Origin of the sequence: Tessaracoccus sp. MC1865, from assembly GCF_017815535.1 — a bacterium.
Classification (GTDB): Bacteria; Actinomycetota; Actinomycetes; order Propionibacteriales; family Propionibacteriaceae; genus Arachnia.
In genome coordinates, this window is the sequence record NZ_CP072596.1 from 2,616,765 (window position 1) to 2,642,780 (window position 26,016).

At 67.5% G+C, this 26,016-nt stretch carries 23 protein-coding genes; 5 read left to right on the forward strand and 18 right to left on the reverse strand.

The window, feature by feature from the left end; genetic code table 11:
• Positions 1–186: 186 nt before the first annotated feature.
• From J7D54_RS12250 to J7D54_RS12280, 7 genes are all read right to left on the reverse strand, one after another.
• Positions 187–867 (reverse strand): N-acetylmannosamine-6-phosphate 2-epimerase, encoded by a 681-nt coding sequence (locus J7D54_RS12250; protein WP_182764131.1) that lies wholly within the window; start codon positions 865–867, stop codon positions 187–189.
• Positions 868–1,785 (reverse strand): ROK family protein, encoded by a 918-nt coding sequence (locus tag J7D54_RS12255; RefSeq protein ID WP_182764132.1) that lies wholly within the window; start codon positions 1,783–1,785, stop codon positions 868–870. It abuts the gene before it with no gap.
• On the reverse strand, positions 1,782–2,699 hold the full coding sequence (locus J7D54_RS12260) for a dihydrodipicolinate synthase family protein (protein WP_182764133.1): 918 nt from the start codon (positions 2,697–2,699) through the stop codon (positions 1,782–1,784). The genes J7D54_RS12255 and J7D54_RS12260 overlap by 4 nt, the downstream gene beginning before the upstream one ends.
• A 34-nt stretch (positions 2,700–2,733) precedes the next feature.
• Complete coding sequence (locus J7D54_RS12265; protein ID WP_182764134.1) at positions 2,734–3,519, reverse strand: ATP-binding cassette domain-containing protein; 786 nt, start codon at positions 3,517–3,519, stop codon at positions 2,734–2,736.
• A complete protein-coding gene (locus J7D54_RS12270; protein ID WP_182764135.1) occupies positions 3,516–5,600 on the reverse strand; it encodes a dipeptide/oligopeptide/nickel ABC transporter permease/ATP-binding protein in 2,085 nt (694 codons plus the stop codon). The genes J7D54_RS12265 and J7D54_RS12270 overlap by 4 nt, the downstream gene beginning before the upstream one ends.
• Positions 5,600–6,562 (reverse strand): ABC transporter permease, encoded by a 963-nt coding sequence (locus J7D54_RS12275; RefSeq protein WP_182764136.1) that lies wholly within the window; start codon positions 6,560–6,562, stop codon positions 5,600–5,602. The genes J7D54_RS12270 and J7D54_RS12275 overlap by 1 nt, the downstream gene beginning before the upstream one ends.
• A gap of 176 nt (positions 6,563–6,738) precedes the next feature.
• On the reverse strand, positions 6,739–8,379 hold the full coding sequence (locus tag J7D54_RS12280; RefSeq protein WP_182764137.1) for an ABC transporter substrate-binding protein: 1,641 nt from the start codon (positions 8,377–8,379) through the stop codon (positions 6,739–6,741).
• Positions 8,380–8,499: 120 nt separating this feature from the next.
• Here J7D54_RS12280 and J7D54_RS12285 point away from each other — a divergent pair, with 120 nt between their 5' ends.
• Positions 8,500–9,222, forward strand: coding sequence for a FadR/GntR family transcriptional regulator (locus J7D54_RS12285; RefSeq protein WP_256437881.1), 723 nt, complete (start codon positions 8,500–8,502; stop codon positions 9,220–9,222).
• Positions 9,223–9,308: 86 nt separating this feature from the next.
• Here the strand turns inward: J7D54_RS12285 and J7D54_RS12290 are convergent, their stop codons facing one another.
• Genes J7D54_RS12290 through J7D54_RS12305 form a run of 4 tightly spaced genes read right to left on the reverse strand, consistent with a single transcriptional unit; the run spans position 9,309 to position 13,656 of the window.
• Complete coding sequence (locus J7D54_RS12290) at positions 9,309–10,595, reverse strand: alpha-L-fucosidase (RefSeq protein ID WP_182764138.1); 1,287 nt, start codon at positions 10,593–10,595, stop codon at positions 9,309–9,311.
• Positions 10,585–11,457, reverse strand: coding sequence for a carbohydrate ABC transporter permease (locus J7D54_RS12295; RefSeq protein WP_233120755.1), 873 nt, complete (start codon positions 11,455–11,457; stop codon positions 10,585–10,587). Before J7D54_RS12295 ends, J7D54_RS12290 begins: the two co-directional genes overlap by 11 nt.
• Before the next feature lie 4 nt (positions 11,458–11,461).
• Entirely contained in the window at positions 11,462–12,355 is an 894-nt protein-coding gene (locus tag J7D54_RS12300) for a carbohydrate ABC transporter permease (RefSeq protein ID WP_245244001.1), read from the reverse strand.
• Between the two features lie 47 nt (positions 12,356–12,402).
• The gene (locus J7D54_RS12305) at positions 12,403–13,656 is read right to left on the reverse strand and encodes an ABC transporter substrate-binding protein (protein ID WP_182764139.1); all 1,254 of its coding nucleotides are present in this window, start codon (positions 13,654–13,656) and stop codon (positions 12,403–12,405) included.
• Positions 13,657–13,895: 239 nt separating this feature from the next.
• Between J7D54_RS12305 and J7D54_RS12310 the strand changes: the two genes are divergently transcribed.
• On the forward strand, positions 13,896–14,639 hold the full coding sequence (locus J7D54_RS12310) for a sulfite exporter TauE/SafE family protein (protein ID WP_182764140.1): 744 nt from the start codon (positions 13,896–13,898) through the stop codon (positions 14,637–14,639).
• Here J7D54_RS12310 and J7D54_RS12315 read toward each other — a convergent pair.
• Genes J7D54_RS12315 through iolC form a run of 7 tightly spaced genes read right to left on the reverse strand, consistent with a single transcriptional unit; the run spans position 14,636 to position 22,904 of the window.
• Positions 14,636–15,823: a Gfo/Idh/MocA family protein gene (locus J7D54_RS12315; protein ID WP_182764141.1), complete on the reverse strand. Its 1,188-nt coding sequence runs from the start codon at positions 15,821–15,823 to the stop codon at positions 14,636–14,638. The two genes, J7D54_RS12310 and J7D54_RS12315, sit on opposite strands and share 4 nt — an antisense overlap.
• A gap of 56 nt (positions 15,824–15,879) precedes the next feature.
• On the reverse strand, positions 15,880–17,376 hold the full coding sequence (locus J7D54_RS12320; RefSeq protein WP_182764142.1) for a CoA-acylating methylmalonate-semialdehyde dehydrogenase: 1,497 nt from the start codon (positions 17,374–17,376) through the stop codon (positions 15,880–15,882).
• A gap of 56 nt (positions 17,377–17,432) precedes the next feature.
• The gene (locus J7D54_RS12325) at positions 17,433–18,293 is read right to left on the reverse strand and encodes a sugar phosphate isomerase/epimerase (protein WP_182764143.1); all 861 of its coding nucleotides are present in this window, start codon (positions 18,291–18,293) and stop codon (positions 17,433–17,435) included.
• An 18-nt stretch (positions 18,294–18,311) separates the two neighbouring features.
• Positions 18,312–20,198 (reverse strand): 3D-(3,5/4)-trihydroxycyclohexane-1,2-dione acylhydrolase (decyclizing), encoded by a 1,887-nt coding sequence (iolD, locus tag J7D54_RS12330; protein WP_182764144.1) that lies wholly within the window; start codon positions 20,196–20,198, stop codon positions 18,312–18,314.
• A 2-nt stretch (positions 20,199–20,200) separates the two neighbouring features.
• A complete protein-coding gene (iolB, locus tag J7D54_RS12335; RefSeq protein WP_182764145.1) occupies positions 20,201–21,088 on the reverse strand; it encodes a 5-deoxy-glucuronate isomerase in 888 nt (295 codons plus the stop codon).
• Positions 21,085–21,951, reverse strand: a complete 867-nt coding sequence (locus J7D54_RS12340; protein WP_182764146.1) for a deoxyribose-phosphate aldolase — start codon at positions 21,949–21,951, stop codon at positions 21,085–21,087. The genes iolB and J7D54_RS12340 overlap by 4 nt, the downstream gene beginning before the upstream one ends.
• On the reverse strand, positions 21,948–22,904 hold the full coding sequence (gene iolC, locus J7D54_RS12345; RefSeq protein WP_245244003.1) for a 5-dehydro-2-deoxygluconokinase: 957 nt from the start codon (positions 22,902–22,904) through the stop codon (positions 21,948–21,950). Before iolC ends, J7D54_RS12340 begins: the two co-directional genes overlap by 4 nt.
• A 176-nt stretch (positions 22,905–23,080) precedes the next feature.
• Here iolC and J7D54_RS12350 point away from each other — a divergent pair, with 176 nt between their 5' ends.
• The 3 genes from J7D54_RS12350 to iolG all read left to right on the forward strand — a co-directional run bounded on the left by J7D54_RS12350 (position 23,081) and on the right by iolG (position 26,010).
• Positions 23,081–23,824: a GntR family transcriptional regulator gene (locus J7D54_RS12350; protein ID WP_182764147.1), complete on the forward strand. Its 744-nt coding sequence runs from the start codon at positions 23,081–23,083 to the stop codon at positions 23,822–23,824.
• A 96-nt stretch (positions 23,825–23,920) separates the two neighbouring features.
• Entirely contained in the window at positions 23,921–24,994 is a 1,074-nt protein-coding gene (locus tag J7D54_RS12355) for a transaldolase family protein (protein ID WP_182764148.1), read from the forward strand.
• An 11-nt stretch (positions 24,995–25,005) separates the two neighbouring features.
• Complete coding sequence (gene iolG / locus J7D54_RS12360; protein WP_182764149.1) at positions 25,006–26,010, forward strand: inositol 2-dehydrogenase; 1,005 nt, start codon at positions 25,006–25,008, stop codon at positions 26,008–26,010.
• Positions 26,011–26,016: the final 6 nt, after the last annotated feature.

Here is a 26,016-nt window from a genome sequence, read left to right on the forward strand (position 1 = left end):
GACCGCGAAACCTACAGCGAAGGTCGGGGATTGAAGGGTGCGAGTTTCGAGTCCACCCCAACACACGCAGAGCCAACGTCGCCCGAACAGCGTAGGGAGAACACTCGCACCCTTCTTTCCCCGCCCTTCGCGGATACCCGCGCGTCTTCACGTCCCAAGCTCAGACTGAGCAATGGGCCGGCAAGGTCAGCCAGCGTTGTCGACGGCCTCGGCGAACCAGCCGGTGATGGTGGCGGGATGCGTGATGGCGGTGCCCACGACGACACTCCAGGCGCCGCGCCTGATCGCCTCCACCGCCGCCTCCGGCGAGTGCACCCGGCCTTCGACGAGCACGGGGCGGTCGACTGCGGCCACGATCTGGTCCACGGCGTCCCAGTCGACACCCTTGGTCTTCGGGCGTTCGCCGCTGTAGCCCACCAGAGTGGTGCCGATCAGGTCGGCGCCCGCCGCCTCAGCGGCCATGGCGTCACCCTCGGACCCACAGTCGGCCATGACCAGCACGTCGGGGAACTGGGCCTTGAACTCGGTGATCGTCTCGGCCAGGGTCCGGCCGTCGGGGCGTTCGCGACGGGTGCCGTCGATCGCGATGATCTCGCAGCCCGTCTCGGCGACCTCGATGCAGTCCTTCAGCGTCGGGGTGATGTACACGCCGCTGGTGCCCACCTTCACCAGGCCGATAAGCGGCACGTCGACGCGCTGCCGGATGGCGCGCAGGTCGTCGAGCCCCTTGGCACGGATGGCCGCGGCGCCGCCGCGAACGGCGGATTCGGCGACCTGGGCCATGGTGTTGGGGTCCAGCATCGGCTCGCCCGGGTAGGCCTGGCACGAGACGATCAGTTTGCCCTTGAGTTGGGCGATGGCGTCCATTTACTTCTCCTCGCTGGCGAAGACCTGGGCGGCGGCGCCGACCAGGGCGGCCGACGATCCGAGTTCGGCCTTCAGTACAGGTAGTTTTGCGAGGACGGAAACGACCTCGCCGCGGATGGTGTCGCGCAACGGCTGCCACCAGACGGGGCCCGCATCGGCGACTCCCCCGCCGATCACGACGGCGGCCGGGTCCACCACGGTGACGACACCTGCGATGGCTTTGCCCAGCGCGACGGCTGCTTCCCGCACGACGGTGAGCGCATCGTCGTCGAAGCCCGCGGCGCGCTCCATGATCTCTCGGCCCGACGCCCGGTCACCGCCCCGCGACGCGTAGCGCCGCTCGATGGACGGCCCTGCGGCGATGGCCTCGAGGTGACCGAGGCGGCCGCAGGGGCACCGAAGCGATTCAGCACCGGGGGTGGGGATGTGCCCCATCTCCCCCGCGACATGGTGCGCCCCGGTCCGCAGCCGCCCGTCGAGGACGAGTGCGCCCCCGACGCCGGTGCCCACGGCCACCATGAACAGCGACTCGAGGCCGCGCGCGGCGCCGAAGCGGTATTCGCCCATGGCGTGGGCGTCGACGTCGTTGATGACCTGGATGCGGCGGCCCGGCGCCCAGCCGAGGCGGGCGCGGAGGCCGGCCGTCACGTCTGTGCCCACCCAGTGACGGAACGTGTCCGTGGACGAGATGATCCGTCCGGCGCGCGAGTCCACGACGCCGGCGGTGCCGACCCCGAGACCCACGACGTCCTCGGTGGCGATCTGGCGGATGAGGGCGGCGACCGTGTCGAGCACCGCTTCGCCGCCTTCCGCGGCAGGGGTCGGCGCGGTCACGACATCGCCCAGGACCCCGTCAGAGGACACCAGTGCGACGGCGGTCTTCGTTCCGCCGAGATCGACCCCTACCGCGTAGCTCATGCGAGCAGGCCGACCTCACGCAGGATGCCTTCGATGGCGGGCTTGCACTCGCCGTCGAGGGCGCGGAGCGGGGCGGGCATGGCGGGCGAGTCGATGACGCCGAGGCTGGCCATGGCCTGCTTGAAGGCACCGATGCCGCCGGCGTCGCCGGACATGCCCCTGGGCACGAAGGCGATCTCGAACAGCTTGGTGATGCGGTCCTGCTCGTCGCGCACTGCGGTCCAGTCGCCGGCTTCGGCGGCCTCCCACATGCGGGCGTAACCCTCGGGGTCGACGTTGGCGAGTCCGGGGACCGCGCCGTCGGCGCCGAGCAGCAGCATGCCGTCGACCATGACCTCGTGGCCGGTGAGCAGTTCCAGCGGCGAACCGGCCGCCTTGTTGGCCTGCACCAGACGGCGGAAGCCGACGTCGTCGCCGGAGGAGTCCTTCACACCGGCGATGACACCCTCGAGGCCGAGGCGCACGAGCATGTCGACGGCGAGGTAGTTGTGCACGCGCACCGGCACGTTGTAGGCGTAGACGGGGAGGTCGACGCCGGCGGCCACGATGCGGAAGTGCTCCTCGATCTCGGCCATGTCGTTGAGCGCGTAGAGCGGCGAGGTGACGACGATGGCGTCGGCACCCAGGGCAGCGGCGCGGCGACCGCACTCGACCATACGACGGGCGGTGAGGTCGGGCGTGCCGACGAGCACCGGCACGCGGCCGGCCGCACGCTCGACGGTGCGCTTGATGACCTCGTCGCGCTCGGCGTCGGTCAGGTAGGCCACCTGGCCGGAGGAGCCGAGCACGAACAGGCCGTGCATGCCACCCTCGATGAGGTGGTCGACGACCTTGTCCAAGCCTTCGTAGTCGACGGAACCGTCGTCGTGCATGGGGGTGATGACGGGGGGAACGATGCCACGCAGTTTCTGCATGATGATGGGATCTTCTTTCCGGTGGTGCGAGGGATTACAGGAGCGAGGGCACAGCACCCAGGAGGGTGCGCGTGTATTCGTGCTGGGGGTTGCGGAACAGTTCGTCAGCGGGGCCGGTCTCCACGATCCGGCCGGCGAGCATCACCGCCATGCGGTCCGAGATGAACCGCACGGTGTTGATGTCATGGCTGATGAAGACGAGGCCGAGGCCGAGCTGGTCCTTGAGGTCGGTGAGCAGGTTGAGCACCTGGGCGCGCACCGACACGTCCAGGGCAGAGGTGGGTTCGTCCGCGATGATCACGTCCGGCTCGAGCGCGAGCGCCCGGGCGATGGCGACACGCTGCCGCTGACCGCCCGAGATCTGCCGGGGCAGGACGTCGAGGGCCGACTGGGGCAGGCCGACGACGTCGAGCAGGTGCTTGACGCGCTGCTCGCGCTCCTTGGGGCTGCCCACGCCGTGGACCTTGAACGGGTCAAGCAGCGCGTCGCGCACCAGCATGCGCGGGTTGAGGGCTGTGGCGGGATCCTGGAAGACCACCGACACTGCCCGGCCGAGCTTCTTGCGGCCGTCTGCGTTGAGCTTCATCTCTTCGCCGAAGTACCGGACCGTGCCCTCGGTGATGGGCTGGAGACCCACCATCACGCGGGCAAGGGTGGACTTGCCGCAGCCGGACTCGCCGACCAGGCCGAGGGTCTCGCCCTTGCTGACCTGGAGGTTGACCCCGTTGACCGCGTGGACGCGGTCCGGGCGGAAGAGCTTGCCCGTGCGGGCCTTGTGGACGACGTGCACGTCCTTCAGTTCGACGACCGGGGTGCTCATCGGACTGCCTCCTTCTCCAGCAGATCTGCCAGTTCATCGGTGCGGGCGTAGAGGTGGTCCTTGCCGGGCACCGGACGCAGCGTGGGCTTCTGTTCGAGGCCCACCGTCGGGTAGGACGAGCGCGGCGCGAACCGGTCGCCCTTGACGAACTCCCTCGGCGAGGGCACGACGCCGGGCACCTGATGGAGCCGTCCGCCGCCCTGTTCGATGGAGAGCACAGCGCCGAGCAGGCCACGGGTGTACTCGTGGATGGGGTTGCTGAGCAGCTCGCGGGTGTCGGCCTGTTCGACGACCTGGCCGGCGTACATGACAGTGATCCGGTGCGCGACCTGGGCCACCAGTGCGAGGTCGTGCGAGACGAAGACCATGGCGAAGCCGAGCTTCTCGCGCAGGTCGTTGAGCAGGTCCACCACCTGGGCCTGCACCGTGACGTCGAGCGCCGTGGTGGGCTCATCGGCGATCACCAGTCGCGGGTTGCGGGTGAGCGCCATGGCGATGAGGACGCGCTGCCGCTGACCTCCCGACAGTTCGTGCGGGTAGGACTTCAGCGTGCGGACCGGGTCGAGTCCGACCAGCTCGAGGAGTTCCTCCGCAGTGCGCTGACCGCCGCGCTTGGTGAGCTGCGCCATTTGGCTGCGGATCAGCATCGACGGGTTCAGGGAACTGAGCGCGTCCTGGTAGACCATGCTCATCTCGTGGCCACGCAGCGCGTTGCGCTCCTTCGGCGACATGGTGAGCAGTTCCTGGCCGGCGAACTTGATGGAGCCCTCGATCTTGGCGGTCTCGGGCAGCAGGCCCATGATCGCCATCGAGGTGATCGACTTGCCACAGCCGGATTCGCCGACGAGGCCCATGGTCTCGTTGGGGCGCACGGTGAACGACACGCCGTCGACGATCTTGACGTCGCCGTGGGCGCCGGGGAACGAGATCGACAGGTTGTCGACGACCAGCAGCGGCTCGGAATCCGGGTTGTCCAGGACGAGGCGGTCCGTGCGGGCCGACTCGGCCTGCATCAGCGCTGCCAGGCGGGCGTCGAGCGACTCACGCTGGGTGGCGTTGGAGTGGGCGATACCGTCGGCGACGGAAGCGCCGGCCATCGCGTCCTCTTCGGCCTGCACGTTGACGCGGACCTTGATCTTCGGCGAGGCCAACGCGTCGGTCAGGCCCTCGGAGAGGATGTTGAGGCTCAGCGTGGTGACCAGGATGAACAGGCCCGGGAAGAACGTGACCCACCAGTGGCCCGACAGCAGCAGCGCCTTGCCCTCGGAGAGGATGTTGCCCCAGGTGGCGGCGTTGACCGACGTGATACCGGTGCCAATGAAGGACAGCGAGGCCTCGAAGACGATGGCGTCGGCGACGAGCACGGTGGCGAACACCATGATCGGAGCCAGGCAGTTGCGGGCGACGTGCTTGATGAGGATCCACCAGGTACGCGCACCCATCACCTTGGACGCGGACACGTAGTCCTCGCCGAACTGGGACAGCACGTTGGCGCGCACGACGCGGGTGAGCTGTGGCACATAGAGGAACGCGATGGAGATGATCACGACCGGCAGGATCGGGAGTCGCGACGCCAGAGCCGTCACCATCACGGCTGCCAGCGCGATGCCGGGGAAGCTCATGATGATGTCGAGGATGCGCATCAGCACCTCCGCGACGACCTTGCCTGCGGTGGCGGCGATCGAGCCGAGGACCGCAGCGACCGCCAGCGCCATGCCGGTGGCGGCCAGGCCCACGAGCAGGGAGACCCTCGTCCCGTGGATGACACGCGAGAGGATGTCACGGCCGGCGTCGTCGGTGCCGAACAGGAACGTGGAGTTGGGGGGCACCGAGTTGTCGGGGATCACCTGGGTGCCGACACCCTCGATGGTGATCTCCTGCAACACGACCATGTCCTCAGGGACGAGGCCGGAGGCGTTGGGTGAGTAGGGGGCGATCAGCGGCGCGAAGAGGGCGAGCAGCCCCATGAAGACGAGCACGGCGATCGCGATCTTCGAGCTGATGGGCAGCGCCTTCAAGCTCTGGAACCGCAGGCCGGGCTGCGCGAGCTTCTTCTTGGCTTCGGCAGACAGTGACAGCATCAGATGCTCCTGATCCGCGGGTTGACCATGACGTAGAGGAGATCCACGATCAGGTTGATGACGATGAAGGCGATCGCAACCGTGATGGTCACGCCCTGGACGATGTTGACGTCGTTGCGGGTGATGCCCTGGAAGATGAGCTGGCCCATGCCCTGGATGTTGAAGATCATCTCGATGACGACGGCGCCGCCCATGAGGTAGCCGACCCGGAGGCCGAGCACGGTGAGCGGGGTGATGAGCGCGTTGCGCAGCACGTTGCGGCTGACGACGACACTCTTCGGGATGCCGGCCCCGATGGCGGTGCGCACGTAGTCACGATCGAGTTCCTCGACCATGGCGGTGCGCACGACGCGCGTCAGGGAGCCGGCGACGGGCACGGCCAGCGCGAAGGCGGGCAGGAAGACCATGTTCGCGTAACCCGCGGGATCCTGGCTGAACGGGACCCAGTTGACGACGGCGGGGAACCATCCCAGGCCGCCTGGGATGTTGCCGAAGCCCTGGATGAGCAGCAGCGCCAGCCAGAACGACGGCGTGGCGAGGCTCGCGATGGAGAACAGGCGGATGGCCTGGTCCGGCCACCGGTCGCGGTAGAGGGCGGCAAGGACACCGAGGATCAGGGCGAGCAGGACGGCGATCGCCAGACCGATGAAGGTGAGCTGCAGAGTCTTGGGGAAGTTCTCGGCGACCATCTGCGAGATGGGCACTCCGGTGAAGGACTCGCCGAGGTCGCCCTGGACCAGGCCGCCGAGGTACCTGAAGAAACGCACCAGCATGGGGTCGTTCAGGCCGAGGGTTTCGCGGTAGTTGTCGAGGGCCTGCTGTGAGGCGCTCTCGCCGAGGGCCAGCCGGGCGGGGTCTGCGCTGGAAAAAGACATCACGATGAAGACCAGCAGCGTGACGCCCAGCACCATGATCGGCAGCGCGATGAGGCGCCGACCCAGTAGCCGGATGAGATTGGACACGTGTGTCGCTCCTTGCGGGCGGGTTGTCCGCCCATAGGGGTGCGTCAGAGGGGACGGCTCGCACGGGGCCTCTGGTTAAGGGGCCCCGCAGAGGCCTGGGGGTACCGCTTACGCGGAGACTGCGGCGGGGGGCCGGGCCCCGGCATTGCCAGGGCCCGGCGGGCACGCTACCGGTGCTACTTGGTGGAGCCGACGCCGACGAAGGACAGGCCGGTCACGGGGATCGGCTTGAAGTCCTGCAGGGTCTCGGCGTCGAACGCGGTCGGGGACTTGCGGTGGAAGATCGGGTACAGCGGGACGTTCTCGGACACGACGTCGAAGACCTGGTGCCAGACCCCGACCTGGTCGTCGCCGGTGGACTCGGAGGCCTTGCCCAGAAGGTCCTGGACCTGGTTGTAGGAGTCCTGGCCCTTCCAGTGCATGCGGGCGTCGGTCCACGTGTCACCGGCGTACCACCAGCGCAGCAGGAGGTCAGCGTCGTCACCGAACACCGACGGGTCACCGGGGGCCATGACGACGTCGTAGGCGTCGACGGCACCGTCGATGGTGGCGTAGACGTCCGAGGACTTCTTCTCTTCGTAGGCGACCGTGAGGCCGGCGGCCTCCAGCGACTCCTTGACGATGGGGCGCACAGCGGCGAACCAGCCGTGGTCCGAGGACAGCAGGCGCACGCTGGTGAGACCGGTTTCGGCCAGCAGTTCCTTGGCCTTCGCCACGTTGCCGGCGTACTGGACGGACGCTTCCTTGAACGCGGGGTGCGCCTCGTGCACGAAGGACTTGGCCGGGCTGGCCAGGTCCGACATGCCGACCTTGCAGATGCGGTCGTAGTCGAGGGCGTACAGGATGGCCTGACGGTTCTTGACCTCGTTCATCGGAGCGGCGCCACAGTTGAACATCATGAACAGCAGACCGAAGCCCTGCTCAGCGGCGACCGACTTGGTCTCGGCCAGCTGGGCCAGGTTGGCGGCGGGCACGGAGTCGATGGCCTGGACCGTGTCGGAGCTCAGCGCGTTGGTACGGGTGGAGTCATCGGGGATGATCTGCCACTCCATTTCGGCCGCGCGGGCCGCCTGCGGGCCGGTGTACTGGTCGAAGCGCTCGAACTTGAGCACCTGCGAGGCCGCACCGTTGTCGGTGAGCTTGTAGGGGCCGGTGCCGATGGGGGCCAGGTCGAAGGCCTTCTGGTCCGCCTCGACGAGGGCCTTGGGGACGATCTTGACGACCGCCAGGCGCTCGGGGACGAGGGAGAAGGGGTACGACGTCTTGATCGTGACCGTCTTGTCGTCCTTGGCCGTGACCGACTCGATGAAGGGGATGAATGCGGCGTAGAGCGAGGCGTTGTCCGGGTTCAGGACGCGCTCGAAGGAGAACACCACGTCTTCGGGGGTGACCGGGCTGCCGTCGTGGAACACTGCGCCGTCACGGAGGGTGACTTCCCACGTGGTGTCGTCGACCTGCGACGGCATGTCGGAACCCAGGGCGGCGAACACCTCACGCGTGGCGGGGTGGAGTTCCGTCAGGCCTTCCATGGTGTGCCAGTTGGCAGCCACGGTGAGCGCGGCGGTGGTGGTCATCGGGTCATACCCGTTGGTGCCCAGCTCGTACGAGATGGCGGCGGTGATCTTGCCGTCGGTGACCGCCGCGGCGGAGGGGCTAGCGCTCTCCGAACCCGCTGACGTGCTGGCGCCCGGGGTGGGCTGCGACGCCGACGGGCTGCACGCTGCGAGCGACCCGGCGAGTGCCGCGGCCGCGCCGAAGGAACCAGCGAGCTTGAAGATGGAACGGCGCGAGGGGTGCGCGCCCATGGGATTCGTCATTGAAACTCTCCTAGTTATCGGACATCCGATGTCTGACCTGCTGCCAGTATTGCATGATACATGGCGATACACTCGTCACACTCACCGAAAGTGCGCAGCCTGATTGAAAGAGCCTGAATTGTGACCAACAGCCACGAGCCGCAGCGTCTCCGGCAGACCGCACAAGCGGTGAAGGAACATATCTTGCGCGAAAAGCTCAAGACCGGCGACCCCATGCCGACGGAGATCCAGCTCGTCGAAGCGCTGGGCGTCTCGCGCTCAAACCTACGCGAGGCGATCCGTAGCCTTGTCACGCTGGACATTCTCGAAGTGCGCCACGGCACGGGGATGTTCGTCGGCCGGATGTCGATGCGTCCCCTGGTGGAGGCTCTGGCCTTCAAGGGCGTGGTGTTGCCGGGCGAGGATTTCGAGACCCTGCGCCAGATCGTCGAGATCCGCACGGCGCTCGACTACGCCCTGGCGCCCGGCATCGTCGAGCGCATGAGCGGGCACGACGCCCCCGAACTGGCCGACCTGTGCAATGCCATGACGGAGAAGAAGGCGGCCGGTGAGAGCTTCGCTGCCGAGGACCGCTCCTTCCACCTCAAACTCGCCGAGGTGCTCAGCAACGAGTTGTACGCGCAGCTCGTGGGCGCCTTCTGGGATGTGCACACGCTCATCGCGCCGCGACTCGGCGTCCCAACGCCCCGGGACATGGATGACACAGTCGACGCCCACCACAGCATGCTCCACGCAGCCCTGGCCGGAGACCTTGACGCCTACCGTGAGGCCGTCGACCAGCATTACGCCCCGCTGCTGCGGGTGTTGGACTCCTCGAAGAAGGCCGTCGGTTCAGGGTCCTGAACCGCAGGTCGCCGCCCCTCACCCACCGCTGAGTTGGTTGCCACTAGAAAAGCGGCCCAGCCCGAAGGCTGGGCCGCTTCCCACTGTCAGGCGAGGCGCACCACTGCGGCGCCCGGGCGGTCCGGGGCCAGGGTGAGCACGCCGTCGACCAGGAGCCCCCACTCAGGCGTGAGCAGCTCGCCGGCGACCTCGACGGGGGTGTCGGCGTCGATGAACGCCAACGTGGACCCGTCCTCGGCCGCGCCGAGGCGCACCCACACGTCTTCACCCAGGTCGAGTGTGCGATCGGTGGGGGCGACCTGCAGGAGCTGGCCCGCGGGGCGGACCCACCGGCCGACGGAGGCGACAACCTCGGACTGCCACTCGGGCAGGCGACCGTCGGCCATCGGACCGACGCCGAACAGGAGCCGGCCGCCGCGGGTGACGACGTCGACGAGGTGGCGGATCGCCAGTGGGCCGGCCAGCGCGTGCGACAAGTCCTCCTCCTGGTTGTAGGCGAACGACAGTCCGACGCCGCGACAGTTCTCCCACATGCGGGCGTCCTCGTTGTCCAGCATGTGCTGGTACTCGCTGGTCACATAGTCCGCGTGCGGCACGTTCCAGCGGTCATTGACCACACCGTCGGGATTGGCGGCGTAGAACTCCTCGAAGACCGAGCCGATGCCGTGCGGCCCGAAGTTCTTGCCGGCATCCGGCCACTCGATGTCGTCCCACAACACGTCCGGCTGGTAACGCTGCACCAGATCACGGACGTGGTTGGCCGCGTAGGCGGCGTACTCCTCGTCCAGCGGGCGCAGCCCGTCCCAGGACCAGGTGTCCGCCTCGCCGATGGGCGCGAACGGCCGCTCGTGCCAGTCCAGGCCACCGGAGTAATAGGCGCCGAACCGGACGCCGTGCTCACGGCACGCGTCGGAGTACGCCCCGACGAGGTCCTTCTTCGGACCGCGGGCGACCGTGTTTCGGTCCGTGCCCGGGGCATCCCACAGGCAGACGCCGTCGTGGTGCTTGGTCGTCAGCACCAGGTAGTCAGCGCCGGCCGCCGCGAGCTCCCCCACCAGAGCGGAGGCGTCGAAGTTCTCAGCCTTCCACTCGTCGATGAAGTCGTCGTAGGGGCGGCCTCCGTGGACTTCCTGCTGGTGCCTCCAGGCCGCACTGCCCTCGAGCCGGATGGTGTTGTAGTACCACTCCGAATACGGGTTGTGCGTGTACCACTCGGTGGCGGATTCGATGGTGCCCAGCTCGCCCGTCGGTTCCGCCCACGCTGGCACCGAGTACGGCCCCCAGTGGATGAAGAAGCCCAGCTTGGCGCGCCGGAACCACTCCGGCGTTGCCCTGTCATTCAGCGCCTCCCAGCGCTCTTGGTCATCGACCACCGAAACCTCCGATATTCATGCCTCGGGACAGCTGGCGCTGCATGAGGAAAACAATGATGAGAGAAAACGCCACGGCGACGGAGCAGGCCGCCATCAGCGGACCCCAGTCGGTGCCGCGCTCGCCCGAGAACATGGACAGACCCAACTGCAGCGGGGCCTTGGCCGGATCAGTGATGATGATCAGCGGCCACAGGAAGGCGTTCCAGTAGTCGATGAAGGCGAACGCCGCGACGATGGCGATGGGTCCGCGCAGCAGCGGCACGATCACGTGCCACAACAGTTGGATCTGGCTGGCGCCGTCGATCCGCGCGGCCTCTTCGTAATCCGGGGGCAGCGACAGCAGGAACTGGCGCAGCAGGAAGGTGCCGAACGCGCCGAACGCGAAGGGCAGGATGATCATCGAATAGGTGTTGACAGCACCGAACTCGTTGGCCCCGATGAACAGCGGGATGACGAGCACCTCGATGGGCAGCATCAGCGTGGCGATGAACACGGCGAACAACTGGTTGCGGCCCTTGAACTGCAGGCGGGCGAACGCGAACGCGCTGAGCACCGAGACGGTCACTGCGATCAGCGCGCCCATGCCGGCGATGAAGAACGTGTTGAGCAGGATTCGAGCGAACGGGATGGCCGTGAAGACCTCCCCATAGTTGCTCCACCGCACCTCGGAGCCCACCAGGTCGGCCCCGCCCAACAGCACTTCCTGGCTGGGTTTGATGGAGCTGATGAACATCCAGAGAAACGGCACGAAGAACACGAAGCCGAACATCGCGAGTAGCACCTTGCTGATGATCTTCGTGGGGCGCACACGGCGCGCCCTGTTGCTCGCTTCGGCGACCCGGAGGGTTTCTTCCCTTGTCAAGGCGTCAGGCATCGTAGCTCACCCACTTCTTCTGCCCTAGGAACTGCAGGGCGGTAAACAGCATGATGATGACGAACAGCACCCACGCCATGGCCGACGCGAACCCGAGGCGGTCGTAGGAGAAACCGGCACGGTAGAGGTACAGGACGATGGTGTTGGTGGTGTCGCCGGGGCCGCCCTTGGTCAGCATGTAGGGCTGCGTGAACACCTTGAAGCCGCCGATGACCGTCATCACCGAGGCGAAGAACAGCGACGGGGACAGCATCGGGAACGTGACCCGCCAGAAACGGCTCCACGCGGTGGTGCCGTCAATCCTGGCGGCCTCCATCACCGAGGGGTTGATGTTGTTGAGGCCTGCGGCCAGCACCACGATGTTGTAGCCGATGCCCTGCCACAGCGACATCATGATCAGCGACACCAGCGCCCAGTTGCCGTCACCCAGCCACGAGGGGCCCGTGATACCGACGTTGCCCAGCAGCGTGTTGACCAGGCCGTTGTCCTGCAGCATGAGCCGCCACACGAGGGCGTTGGCCACCATGGGGGTGACCACGGGGATGAAGAAGAGGATCCGGAAGAAGCCTCCCCATTCGGGCAGCGAATGCAGCCACACCGCGATCCCGGTGCACACGATGAGGTTCGCGATGGTGTAGCCGATCGCGAAGACCGCGGTGTTGCGCAGCACCGTGAAGAACACCGGATCGGCGCCCGATAGCAGCTGCACGTAGTTCTCCACCCCCACGAACTCACGTTCGCCGTACAGGGGCCAGTTGTACAGGCTGATCACCAGGGAGGCGATCAACGGCACCACGATGAAGATGAAGAAGCCGGCCATCCCGGGGGTGAGATGGAGGAAGGCCAGCAAGCGCTGGTTGAAGCCAGGCTTGCCGGTCCGTTCCACCTTCACCCTCGGCCGAGCTTCAGTCGGAGCTACCGAGGAAGCCATGATCAGCCAACGCCCTGGGCGATCTGGGTGAGGATGTCCTCAGCGGTCTTGTTGCCCCGGTAGCCGTCGGACGAGTACTGCGCGAACTGGGTCACGACCTGGTTCCAGGTGGGGGTGGTCACCAGCGGCTGGCCGCTGGCGAGGAGCGCCTTGACGACCTCGACATCGGCCTCCGGCTTGCCCTCGGCCCAACCGTCGATGGCGGACTCGATGGACGGCACGGTGCCGCGGTTGGCCCCGACGTAGCCAACCACGTCCGGCGTGGTCATCTTGACGATGTTCTCAAAGGCGGCGGCCTTGTCCGGGCAGGAGTCAGCGACGCCGAAGCCGGATCCCTGGATCATGCCGCCGGGGGTGCCGTCGTCCGACGGGGGTGCGGCGATGCCGACCTCGAAGTCTGAACCCTCCTGGTAGGTGGAGTAGAACCAGGGGCCGTCGATGAACATGCCGACGTTGCCTGCCATGAACGCCTGGCGACCGATCTCATCGGTGTCGCCGGGGTTCGGCGCAGCCGCGACCTGCTCCTTGTTGACCAGGTCCATGGTCCACTGCACGTCCTCGATCAGCGCCGGGTCCGTGAGGTTCAGTTCGCCGTCCTTGGTGGGGCCGACACCGTTGGCGAAGCTGAGGGCGAGGGGCGGGTAACCGATGTCGGCGGACACGGCGAAGCCGTACTTGTCGTCCTTGGTGAGGGCCTTCGCGTCGGAGAGGAACTGCTCGCGCGAGTAGTCCGCCCCCGGCAGTTCAAGGCCGGCGGCCTCGAACATCTCCTTGTTGAAGAACAGCAGCATGGGCTCTGCGTCGTAGGGGATGGCCCGGATGGTGCCGTCCACTGTGAGGCCCTGCATCATGGCCTCGTTGTACTGGCTGAGGTCGAGGCCTGCATCCTTGGCGAGGTCGTCCAGCGGAGAGAGGAGGCTGCCGAGCTCCTGGGCGCGCGCGGCCTGCGTCGTGATGATGCACGGGGCGTCAGAGGCGGCCATGCGGGTCTTGACGAGGGTCCAGTATTCCTGGAACGACGGTCCGTCCAGCGTGATGTCGAACTCGCTGTCACCGCCCTCCTGCACGCCGGTGATGAACGTCTCCCACTGTTCACGGTCGGACTCGTTCGAGACCCACGTGTACATCTGGTTGGCGCGGGGGTCCGCCTCACCATTGGCTCCATCGGTGCCGGTGCCGGAATCGCCGCCACAGGCCGCGAGGCCCAGAGCTAGAGTTGCACAGGCCGCAATTGCCGTGACTCGACGAATGTTCATTGGGTAAGCCCTTCTTCTTTGAATGGGTTTCGAGGGTTCAGCCCAGGCCAGCGGTAGTCTTGGCATGCCCTCTGGAGCAATTGTATGAGCAATGTTAACGTACGTCAAGGGTAAATGCTAACGTTCCCATTCACCCTTGTGGCGTACGATTCAACTGATTCGCGGCTTCGGCGACGTCCCACCCCTCGGGCGTGGTCACCATGTACACACATGCTCTGCGTGCCAGTAGGCTCTCCCATATGGTTGATCTGGCCCCGTTGAGTTGGGCCGCCCTCGTGGCCGCAGCGCTGTTGATCGGCGTCGCGAAGACGGCCGTTCCAGGAGCAGCCATCATCTCGGTGGCCGTCTTCGCAGCGGTCCTCCCGGCCAGGGAATCGACGGCAGCGCTCCTGGCGCTCCTGCTCGTCGGGGACCTGCTGGCCGTGTACGTCTACCGCCACAACGTCGACTTCCGGGCGCTGCGGCGCCTGGCGCCGTCGGTCGTGGTGGGCCTCGTGCTGGGCGCAGCACTGCTCGCCTTCAGCGACGACACCGTGATGCGCCGCTCCATCGGAGTCATCCTGCTGACCCTCACCGCGTTGACCCTGTACCTGATGCGCCGCGGCGTCCTGAGCAGCGATGACACGCTGGCCAATCCCCATGTCCGCGGCCTCTACGGCGCACTGGGCGGGTTCACCAGCATGGCCGCCAATGCGGGCGGCCCGGTGATGACGCTCTACTTCGTGGCGGCGCGCTTCGACGTCATGCGCTTCATCGCCACGCAGGCCTGGTTCTTCTTCGCCATCAACGTGGCGAAGCTGCCGTTCTCCATCGGCCTCGGCCTGTTCCGGGTGGAGACACTCCCCATGCTCGCGATCCTGGCGCCGGTGGTCCTCCTCGGCGCCTTCGCGGGCCGCCGCTGGATCCGGCGCCTGGATCAGCGCCTCTTCACCCGACTGGTCATCGGGCTGACGATCATCTCGTCGCTGTACCTACTGCGTTAACGGTTGTACGTCACGCCGTCGACCGAGGGCACGTCGTGCCACCGGCCGTCGGCGGCCGACGCCATGGCGGCTTCGTCGATCTCGGCGGCCGCCAGCCCGTCATAGACCGACGGGGCCAGCTGCTGGCCGGTGAGCACCGACCCGATGAACTGGGACGCCTCGACGACCTTCAGGTCGTCGAAGCCCATCGACGTACCAGGGGAGGGCTGGAAGTTGCCGAAGCGCGGGAAATCGTGCCCCGCCATGACGTGCGTGTAGCCGGTGAACTCCTGACCACGTCCCACGGCCACCAGCAGGTCGTTGAGGTGTTCGAAGTTCCAGCGCACCGAACCGTCGGAACCGTACACCTCGACGATGTACTCGGCTCGCGGGCCGGTGGCCACACGGCTGGCCTCGAGCGTGGCCAGGGCCCCGCCCTCCAGGCGACCGATCATCGCGATCCAGTCCTCATTCTCGACGGGGCCCTTCTTGTCGCTGACCTCCCAGCCGCTGTGCCCGACGCCTTCCTTGAGAGGGATGGGGCGCTCGGTGATGAACTGCCCGGTGGCCGCGGTCACCGATTCGATGCGTCCCACCAGGTACTGCACGAGGTCGACGCCGTGGCTCATCAGGTCGCCGATGACACCGCTGCCGCCGTATTCGCGGCTGTCGCGCCAGGTGAGCGGCCCGTCCGGCGACGAGGCGTAGTCGGCGATCAACCAGCAGCGCACGTTGGTGATCCGGCCGAGACGGCCGCCGCGGATCAGTTCGCGGGCCCGCTCGATGGCCGGCGTGTGGCGGTAGTTGAAGCCGACGGCGGTCACCACCCCGGCGGCACGCGCGGCCTCGGCGATGTCGCGCGACTGCGCGGCGTTGGTGCCCATCGGCTTCTCGATCCAGAACGGCTTGCCGGCGGCGGCCGCGGCGAGGGCGATCTCGCGATGGAGGAAGTTGGGCGAGCAGATGGACACGACGTCCACCTCGGGGTCGGCGATCACCTCGCGGTAGTCCTCCACCGCTCGCTGGAATCCCATGCCGTCCACAGCGGCCTTCCGCGTCTCGGGCTGCGCGTCACACGCGCTCACCAGCCGAACCGTGGCGCCGAGTTCAGGGAACTTCTCCGCGAGGGCGCGGTAGCTGCGCGAATGCAGCCGCCCCATCCACCCGAGACCGATGATTCCCACGCCGATGCTGCGATCCGTCATTGGACCACCACCCTTCACAAGGCCGAGATCCTTCGTTGTCTAGGCGGTGTAGGAACTCACTCTTCGCGCTTGAAGGACATGGTCGCTTCGAAGGTGCGCTCGGAGGGCCAGCGGCTGGTGACAGCCTTCAGGCGCGTGTAGAACGAGACGCCCTCGGGGCCGTGGATGTGGTGGTCGCCGAGCAGCGAATCCTTCCAGCCACCGAATGAGTAGTAGGCAACGGGGGTCGGGATCGGCACGTTGATGCCCACCATGCCGGCCTGCACGTCGAGTTCGAAGCGGCGGGCGACCCCACCGTCGTTGGTGAAGATCGCGGCGCCGTTACCGAACGGGGAACCGTTCACGATCTCGATGGCCTCGTGGTAGCTGTCCGCCACCACGATGGTGAGCACAGGGCCGAAGATCTCCTGGTGGTACGCCGGGGCATCCAGCGGGACGTTCTTCAGGACGGTGGGACCAACCCAGAAGCCATCCTCGTAGCCGTCGACGGTGAGGTCGCGGCCGTCGAGCACCACCTCGGCGCCACGCTCCTCGGCGTCGGTGATGAGGCCCTTGATGCGCTCCTGCGCCTTGCGGGTGATGACGGGGCCCATCTGGACGCCCTCGTCGAGCCCGAAGCCCACCTTGATCTTGGCGCCGTTGGCCTTGACCAGCTCGGCGAGCTTGTCCTCCACACCGCCGACGGCGACGACCACCGGCAGCGCCATGCACCGCTCACCGGCGGCACCGAAGGCCGCAGCGGAGATGTGCTGGGCGGCGAACTCGAGGTCCGCGTCGGGCATGACGATGGCGTGGTTGTTCGCGCCGCCGAGCGCCTGGACCCGCTTGCCTGCCAGGGTGGCCTTCTCCTGGATGATGTGGGCCACCGGGGTGGAGCCCACGAAGGAGATGGCGTCGATGCCCTTGTGCTCGAGCAGCCCTGTGACGGTCTCGACGTCGCCGGCGACGACGTTGAAGACCCCGTCGGGGAGGCCGGCCTCCTTGTAGAGCCGGGCCACGACCAGCGACGCGGTGGGCGTCGGGGTGGCGGGCTTCAGGATGAAGGCGTTGCCGGTGGCGATGGCGATGGGGTGCATCCACATCGGGACCATGACCGGGAAGTTGAAGGGGCACACGCCCGCGACGACCCCGACGGGCTGGCGGATGCTGTGGATGTCCACGCCGGAGGAGATGTCGTAGGAGTGGTCGCCCTTGAGGGCAGTGTTGATGCCGCAGGCGAAGTCGAGGGTTTCGCGGCCGCGCTGGATCTCGCCGATCGCGTCGCCGTAGTCCTTGCCGTGCTCAGCGACGATGGCCTTGGCCAGCTCGTCCTGGTTCGCAAGCACGAGCTCGCGCATCTTGAACATGATGGCGGTGCGCTTGGCCAGCGAGGTCGCGGCCCAGCTCTTCTGCGCTTCGCGGGCAACCTCGACGGCATGGTCGACGTCGGCGAGCGACGCGGCGAGCAGCTCACCGGTCACCTCACCGGTAGCTGGGTTCTCCACGGGGATGCGGTGCGTGGGCGTGCCCTCGTACGGGGCTCCGCCGATCCAGTGGGTGATGGTCTCAGTCATGGCTCAACCTTCCATTCTTTGGCCACGTCGCCTATTTGTTCTAACAATAGCACGGATCAGGCCAGAGCCGAAAGAGCGTCGAGCGAGGCCTTCGCGTTGGCCACGGGGCCACCGTCTGCCGGGGGCTCCTCGTCGAGCATGATGTCCTGCTCGAGCACGTAGTAGCCGTCGAAGCCGGCCTCGTCGAGGAGGGCGACGATGGCGGAGAAGTCGATGTCGCCTTGGCCGATGGGGGTGAACATGCCGGCCTTGATGCCCTCGCTCCAGCTGAGCTCGCCAGTGAGGAGTCGGTCCGTGAGGTCCTTGCGGATATCTTTTGCATGCACAATGTCGACGCGGTCCGCGTACCGGCGCACCAGGTCGACGACGTCGGCGCCGCCGGCGCTCAGGTGACCGGTGTCGAGGCACAGGCCCACCGTCGAGTTGTCCAGCACGCGCTCCACCTCGTCGAGGTTCTGCACCATCGTGCCCCAATGGGGGTGGATGCAGGCGGTCACGCCGCGGGCGGCGCACACCTCGGTGATGCGCGAGAGGTTGCCGAACAGCGTCTGCCAGCCGGTCTCGTCCAGGATAGGACGGTCGTCGTAGCCCTCGCTGCCGGAATCTGCGGCGAGGATGAGGAACTCGCCCCCGGCCGCCTCGAACGCGTCGAGCTCCTGGTTGACCTGCGGGATGGGATCGAATTCGGGGTCGTGCATGACGGCGAGGAAGAAGGAGCCCACCGGCTTGAGGCCGAACTCGCGCACCGCGGCAGCGCGCTCCTCGGCGTCGATCGGCAGCCAGCCCTGCGGGCCGAACTCCGTGGCGGTGAGGCCGATCTCCTTCATCTCGGTGAGCACCCGCTGGGGGCTCATCTGGTAGCCCCACCCGGGGACCTCGCATACGCCCCAGCTGATGGGGGCACCGGCGATCTTCATGGTTCTCCTATTTCTCGGTCAGAGGTAGTGGCGCTGGGGGGCGCGGTTGGTTTCGTAGCGGGCGCGGGCCTCCTGCGTCGAGGAGATGCGCGACACCTCGGCGATCGGCACGTCCCACCAGCTGCTGCTGGGCGGGTTGGGGCCGATAAGGGCCGTCTCGATGTAGATCATCACGGCGCGGTCCATGGCTTCGGCCTCGCGGTAGGCGGCGCGGAATTCCTCCATGGTCTTCACCCGCAACACTGTGACGCCCCAGCTCTCGGCGTTGGTGGCGATGTCGACGGGGAGCAGGTCACCGTCCCGGTTGTGCGGCACCGAGCCCTTGCGGTACCGGGTGCCGAAGCGCTGCGAGCCGTGCGATTCGGACAGCGCGCCGATGGACGCGAACCCGTGGTTCTGCAACAGGACCAGGATGACCTTGAGGCCCTCCTGCACGATGGTGGCCAGTTCCATCGGCAGCATCTGGTACGTGCCGTCGCCGACGATGGCCACCACTTCGCTGTCCGGCAGCGCGAGCTTGACGCCCATCGCGGCGGGGATCTCGTAGCCCATGGTGCTGAACGCATACTCCACGTGGTACTGCACGGGGGTCTTGGCGCGCCACAGCGACTGGAGGTCGCCGGGCATGGAGCCGGCCGCGTTGATCACGACGTCGTTCTCGCCCATCATCTCGTTGAGCGCGCCGAAGACCTCGATCTGGGCGGGCTGCGGCTGATGGCCGACGTTGACGCACTCGTCCGTGGTGGTGGCCCACTCGTCACGCAGGCGGGCGACCTCGGCGGAGTACGCCTCGTCGACCCGGTAGCCCTCGAGCGCCTCGCTCAGGGCCACCAGCGCCTCGCGCGCATCGGCCACCACCATCTCGGCGGCGTGCTTGGCCGCGTCGAAGGCGCCGACGTTGATGTTGACGAACCGGAGGTGCGGGTTGCGGAACGCGGTGTGCGACGCGGTGGTGAAGTCGGAGTAGCGGGTACCGATGCCGATCACCACGTCCGCCCCGCGCGCCAGTTCGTTGGCCGACTCGGCGCCGGTGGAGCCCACGCCGCCCACGGAGCAGTCGTGGTCGGCGTCGATCGCGCCCTTGCCCGCCTGGGTGTCCGACACCGGGATGCCCGTCGCCGAGGCGAAGGCACGCAGCACGTCGCTAGCCCCGGAGTAGATCGTGCCACCCCCGGAGACGATGAGCGGGCGCTTGGCGCCGCGGATGATCTCGGCGGCGCGCTCGATGGCGACCCTTTCCGGCGCAGGACGGCGGATCCGCCAGACCCGCTTGGCGAAGAACTCCACCGGGAAGTCGTAGGCTTCGGCCTGCACGTCCTGGGGCAGGGCGACGGTGACGGCTCCCGTGTCGGCCGGATCGGTCAGCACGCGCATGGCCTGCATCAGCGACGGGATGAGTTGTTCGGGGCGTGTGACGCGGTCGAAGAACCGCGACACGGGCCGGAAGGCGTCGGTGGCCGCCGTCAGCGGCGACACCGGGTCCTCGACCTGCTGCAGCACCGGATCCGGCGCGCGGGTGGCGAACTGGTCCGACGGGAACAGCAGCACGGGCAGCCGGTTGGTGGTGGCGACGGCGGCGCCGGTCACCATGTTCAATGCCCCCGGGCCGATGGACGAGGTGCACATCCATGTCTGCGTGCGGTTGGTGGACTTGGCGTACGCGGCGGCGGCGTTGACCATGCCCTGCTCGTTGCGGGGCATGATGTAGGGCATCTCACCGCCATCCGGTTCCGGGTCGAGGTCGTTCTGGAGCAGCGCCTGGCCCATGCCGGCGACATTGCCGTGGCCGAAGATGCCGAAGGCCCCAGCGATCAGGCGGCGCTCGACGCCGTCGGATTCGGAGAACTGGTTGACGAGGAATCGGACGACAGCCTGCCCGACGGTAAGGCGAACGGTGGTGCTCATGCTCACTCCTGGGGATTGAGGGGGGTCATGGGGAGACGGGGGTCGACCTCGGATTCTTCCCAGGCCTGGCGGATCCACGTGTAATGGGGGTCGTCGGTCATCAGCCAGGTGGAGTCCTCGGAGGGACCGGCCATGACGTTGAGGTAGTACAGGTCATAGCCGGGGGCGGCGACCGACGGGCCGTGGTAGCCGAACGGCATCACCACGACGTCGCGAGAGTTGACCTCGGTGCACACGTCGATGGGCTTCCCGGGCGACGGGTAGATGCGCTGGAGCGCCATCCCCTTCGAACCGTCGCGGCCGGGGCGCACCTCGTAGTAGTAGATCTCCTCGAGGACGCGTTCGTCCTGAGTGTGTTCGTCATGCTTGTGGGGCGGGTAGCTGGACCAGTTGCCGCCGGGCGTGAGCACCTCGCACGCCAGCAGGTGGGACGTCTCCAGCGGGTTGCCCAGCGCGTAGTTGTTGACCTGCCGCGAGCAGTTGCCGGTACCGCGCAGCGTCGTGATGACCTGCGACGACGGGCAGTACACGACGGGGAGGTCCTTGGTGGCCTTCGATCCGGGCAGCGCGAACCGGCCGCCCTGCTCGCTGTGGATGACGGCGGTCTTGCCGCGCGGGACGTACAGGTAGTCGGTGATCTCGGTCCAGACCTCGCCGCGGCCCTCCAAGCGGTGGGTCTCACCGTCGACCTTCACGGTGCAGGATCCGCTGAGCGGCAGCACCAGGATCTCCTCGCCGCCGGTGTCGACGGTCTGCGCGGCCCCGGCCGGCAGCCCGATCACGCGGATCGAACACCACTCCCAGCCGGCGCGCTGCGCGGTCACGTCCGTCTCGAAGTTGCCATGGGCGGTTTCCCCCGCAGGGATGACGTACTTGGCGTTGTCGTTCACAGAACCTCCACGAGTCGGTCCACCGCGCCGGCCACATCACCGTCGCGGGGGAAGAGCAGGGCGCGCCCGATGACGAGCCCCTTCACGCTGGGATTGCGCAGTGAGCTGGCCCAGGCACGGACGGTTTCGTCCATCTGCTCCGGCACCGGGCCGCCCAGCAGCAGGACCGGCAGCGTGGTGGACTCCAGCACGCGGTCCATGTCCGCCACGCACGGCAGCTTCAGCCAGGTGCGCGCCGAGGTGTGACCCAACGCGGAGGCCACGCTGATGGCGCGGATGACTTCGTCGGGAGACAGGTCGTTGGTGAGTTGACCCTCCACGCGGCGGCTGATGAAGGGTTCCAGCATCGCGATGCGCCCCGCCGCGGCCAGGTCGTCGACGGCGCGCGCGGCCTGTTCCAGCATGGCCGGGGTGGCCGGGTCCTGCAGGTCGATGCGCAGGAGGAGTTTGCCCCCGTCGAGGCCCGCCTGCTCGATGCCGGGCGCGGTGTAGCCGGTGATGCGGTCGTCCACCTCGAACGTGGAGCCGGCCAGGCCGGAGCGGTTCATGGAGCCGAACACCAGCTTGCCCTCAAGCGCGCCGAGGAGGGCGAGTTCCTCGATGAGGTCCGGGGTGCCGAGGAACCCGCCGACGCCGGGCCGGGCGATCGCCACGGCGCACCGTTCGAGGAGTACGCGGCGCGACGCCATGGCCAGCTCGTCGCTACCGGCCTTGAGGGCCCCGCGGCCCGGGTGGTCTGCCGCGATGACCAGCAGCTTCTCCCCCGGTGCCGGCATGACGCCGGGCGCGCGAGCGGCGAGGGCCGCAGCCACTGCGTCGGGGCGCGTGAAGCGCACGTCAGTGAGGTCGTCGAAGGTGATCATGCCTGCCCCCGTGCGTCGGTTTCCACGTGGCGGGCCAGCATGTCCTCGACCTCCGCCTGGTCCGGCATGGCGGGGGCCGTCTCGAGCTTGGACGCCACGATGGCGCCGGCCGCGGAGGCGAACCGGATGAGCTGCGGCAGTTCCCAGCCGTTGAGGAGGCCGTGGCACACCGCGCCACCGAACGCGTCGCCGGCGCCGAGGCCGTTGACGACCTCGATCCGGCTGGCCGGCACGAAGGTGCTCTGGGTGCGGGACTTGGCGAAGGTGCCGACGGGGCCCTGCTTGACGATGGCGATGTCGACGCCCCGGTCGAGCAGCGCGTCGGCGGCTCGCTCCGGGTCGGTCTCACCCACCGCGATGCGACACTCCTCGAGATTGCCGATCGCGACGTCGGCGTGTTCCAGCATGGAGCTGATGTGCCCCGAGGCGGTGACCTCGTCGTCCCAGAAACGGGCGCGGTAATCCAGATCGAACACCAGCATTCCGCTGCGCTCCGTGCGGGCCAGGGTTCGGTGGGTCTGACGTGAAGGCTCAACCGACAGGCCACTGGCGGTCATCCAGAGGATGCGGTAGTCGGCGAGGTCGGCCGGCAGATCTTCCGGACGCAACTCGAGATCCGGTGCGGTCGGCGCGCGATAGAAGTAGAGCGGGAAGTTGTCCGGCGGGAAGATCTCGCAGAATGTCACAGGTGTGTTGAACGCGGGATTGGTCACCACGTGCGAGGCATCCACCCCGCGACGCCCCAGCTCGGCGATGATGAAACGGCCGAACGGGTCGTCGCCCACGCCGGTGAGCGCCGTGACGTTGCGGCCGTAGCGCGCGGCCGCGACCGCGACGTTGGTGGCGGAACCGCCGAGGAACTTCCGGAAAATGCTCACATCCTCGAGGTGGACCCCGACCTCGAGCGGATACACGTCGACGCTGCAGCGCCCCACCACGAGAATCTCGGGCACGTGTTCGCCATCCACAGTGATGACCTCCTTCGTCGGCCCTCAGTCTGCCTGACTGGAACAGCGTGGTCAACTCTTTGTGCACACATTCGAGACGCGCGCTTCCGGAGTATGATCTGTCGCAATACCGCTCTGGCGGTTCATACCGCTGCCAAAGTCGGCCAGGTCAAGGAGTATGCATGGACGAGACCTACACACCGGACATCACAATCGACCGCCACTCGGATCGTCCCCTGTATGAGCAGATCGCCCAACCCATCGAGGCGGCGATCCTCTCCGGTGAACTCGCAGCAGGCGCGCGCATCGAGGACGAGGTCTCGATGGCCCAGCGCCTCGACGTCGCCCGCCCGACGGCGCGCCGCGCTCTCCAGGAACTGGTCGCCAAGGGCCTGCTGACCCGCCGACGCGGCGTCGGCACCCGCGTCGCCCCGCCCCACGTGCACCGCCCCATGAAGCTCTCCTCTCTCAATGAGGACCTCGTGGAGGCAGGCTTCTCCCCCTCCACCAAAGTGCTCAAGTACCAGGTGCGCGAGGCGGCGCCCGACGAAGCCGAGAAGCTCGGGATGAAGCCCGGCGAGGGACTGCTCGAAGTCAGCCGCCTGCGCTACGCGGACGACCACCCCCTCGCCATCCTCACCAACCTCATCCCGCTCGACATCGCCCCCACCTGGCAGGAGCTGGGCGAACACGGCCTCTACCAGTGTCTGCAGAAGCGCGACGTGCTGATCGCGGCGGCGCAGCAGTCGGTCGGCGCCCGCGGCGCCACGGCCGAAGAGGCAGAGCTCCTCGGCGAGGACAAGGGCGCGCCACTGCTGACGATGCACCGGGTGGGCCGCACAGCCGAGGGCCGCGCCGTGGAACTGGGCAACCACGTCTACCGCCCCTCGCTGTACTCGTTCCAGTTCACGTTGTTCACGTCCTGAGTAAATGTTCTGACAATCGCTTGACTATGCATAGACAATGCGATTAACTGAGTCACATACGGCGACGCCGCCGCTCTCCGTGAAAGCAGGAGCCAGATGACTGACTACACCCCCGGGCCGCTGCTGGCCGCAGCGCAGACCACCCCCACGTCCCTGTGGAACGATTCCTCGGATCTCGATGAGCTGAAGCAGTCCATCGCGTTCGGCGGGGTCGGGGCCACATGCAACCCGGTGATCGCCTACACCACCATCAAGCAGCACCTCGATGAGTGGCGTCCGCGCATCGAGGCCATCGCGGCCGAGCACCCCACCTGGGGCGAGTCGCAGATCGGTTGGCAGGCCGTGAAGGACATGTCCGTCGAAGCAGCCGCGCTGCTCGAGCCGATCTTCAGGGAGCACAACGGCCGCAACGGTCGCCTGTCGGTACAGACCGACCCGCGCCTCCACCGCGACGCCCAGGCGCTCGCGGACCAGGCCGTGGAGTTCCATGAGCTGGCCGACAACATCGTTGTGAAGATCCCGGCCACCAAGACGGGCCTGGAGGCCATCGAAGAGGCCAGCTACCGCGGCGTGTCCATCAACGTGACCGTCTCCTTCTCCGTACCCCAGGCGGTGCAGGCGGGCGAGGCCATCGAGCGCGGCCTGAAGCGCCGCGAGGCCGAGGGTCATGACGTCTCCGAGATGGGCCCCGTCGTCACCATCATGGTGGGACGCCTCGACGACTGGCTCAAGGAAACCGCCGAGCGCGAGGGGCTCTCAGTGGACCCGGAGGCCCTCGAGTGGGCCGGCGTCGCGTGCATGAAGCGTGCCTACAAGATCTTCCAGGAGCGCGGGTACCGCTCGCGGGTCCTGTCCGCAGCCTTCCGCAACGTCAACCACTGGGCTGAGTTCGTGGGCGGCGACGTGGTGGTCTCCCCGCCGTTCACGTGGCAGAAGACCATCAACGAGTCCGGATATGAGACCGTCCCCCGCATGGACGAGCCCGTCAAGCAGGAGCACCTCCAGGAGTTGCTGAAGATCGAGGACTTCCGCCGCGCCTACGAGGTCGACGGGATGACGCCCGAGGAGTTCGAAGACTTCGGCCCCACCCGCAAGACCCTCCGCCAGTTCCTCGCGGCAGACGCCGATCTCGATGCTCTCGTCCGCGACATCCTCGTTCCAGCCCCCTGAGGAGTGGGTACATGACAGACAAGTTACTCCGCGTAGCCATCATCGGCGCCGGCCGCATCGGCCGGGTGCACGCCCAGGCGATCGCGTCGCACCCCCGCGCCGAACTCGTGCTCGTGTCGGATCCGTTCGGTACCGCGGCAGAGGATCTCGCCGCCGCGCATGGCGCACGGGCCGTGAAGGACGCCGCGGAGGTGTTCGCAGATCCTGAGGTGGACGCCGTGATCATCGGCTCGCCCACCCCGCTGCACGCCGAGCAGGTCCTCGCCGCGGCACGCGCCGGCAAGGCCGTGCTCTGCGAGAAGCCGGTTGCTTCGTCGGTGGCGCAGGCGCGCGAGCTGGAGGCCGATCTGGCCACCTTCGAGCACCCGCCGGTGATGGTGGGTTTCCAGCGTCGCTACGACCCGTCGATCAAGAAGGCGCACGATCTCGTCGCCGCCGGAGAGATCGGCCGCGTCGAGCAGATGACCATCCAATCGCGCGATCCCGCCGCTCCCCCGGCGAGCTACATCGCGTCGTCGGGAGGCATCTTCAAGGACTGCACCATCCACGACTTCGACCAGGCCCGGTTCTTCATGGGCGACATCGCCGAGGTCACCGCGTTCGGACAGAGCAACATCCCCGAACTGGCGGGCACCGGTGACTTCGACGGCGCGGTCGTCGTGCTGCGCAGCGTCGACGGCGCCGTGGCGTCGATCACCAACAACCGTCACTGCGCCGCCGGCTACGACCAGCGGATGGAGGTGCACGGTGCGGACGGTTCGCTGTTCGTCGACAACCTGCGCCCCACGTCGTTGACCGTGAACAAGAAGGACTTCAGCGCGGCCCAGGACCCGTACCTGGACTACTTCCTGGAGCGCTACGCCGACGCGTACCGCGACGAGCTGGCGTCCTTCATCGACGCGATCAACGAGGGCGTCGAGGTGTCGCCGACCATCAGTGACGGCATCGAGGCCCTGGTGCTGGCCGAGGCGGCCGAGGAATCGGCCCGCAGCGGCCGCCCCGTCAAGGTTCAGTAACGCAGA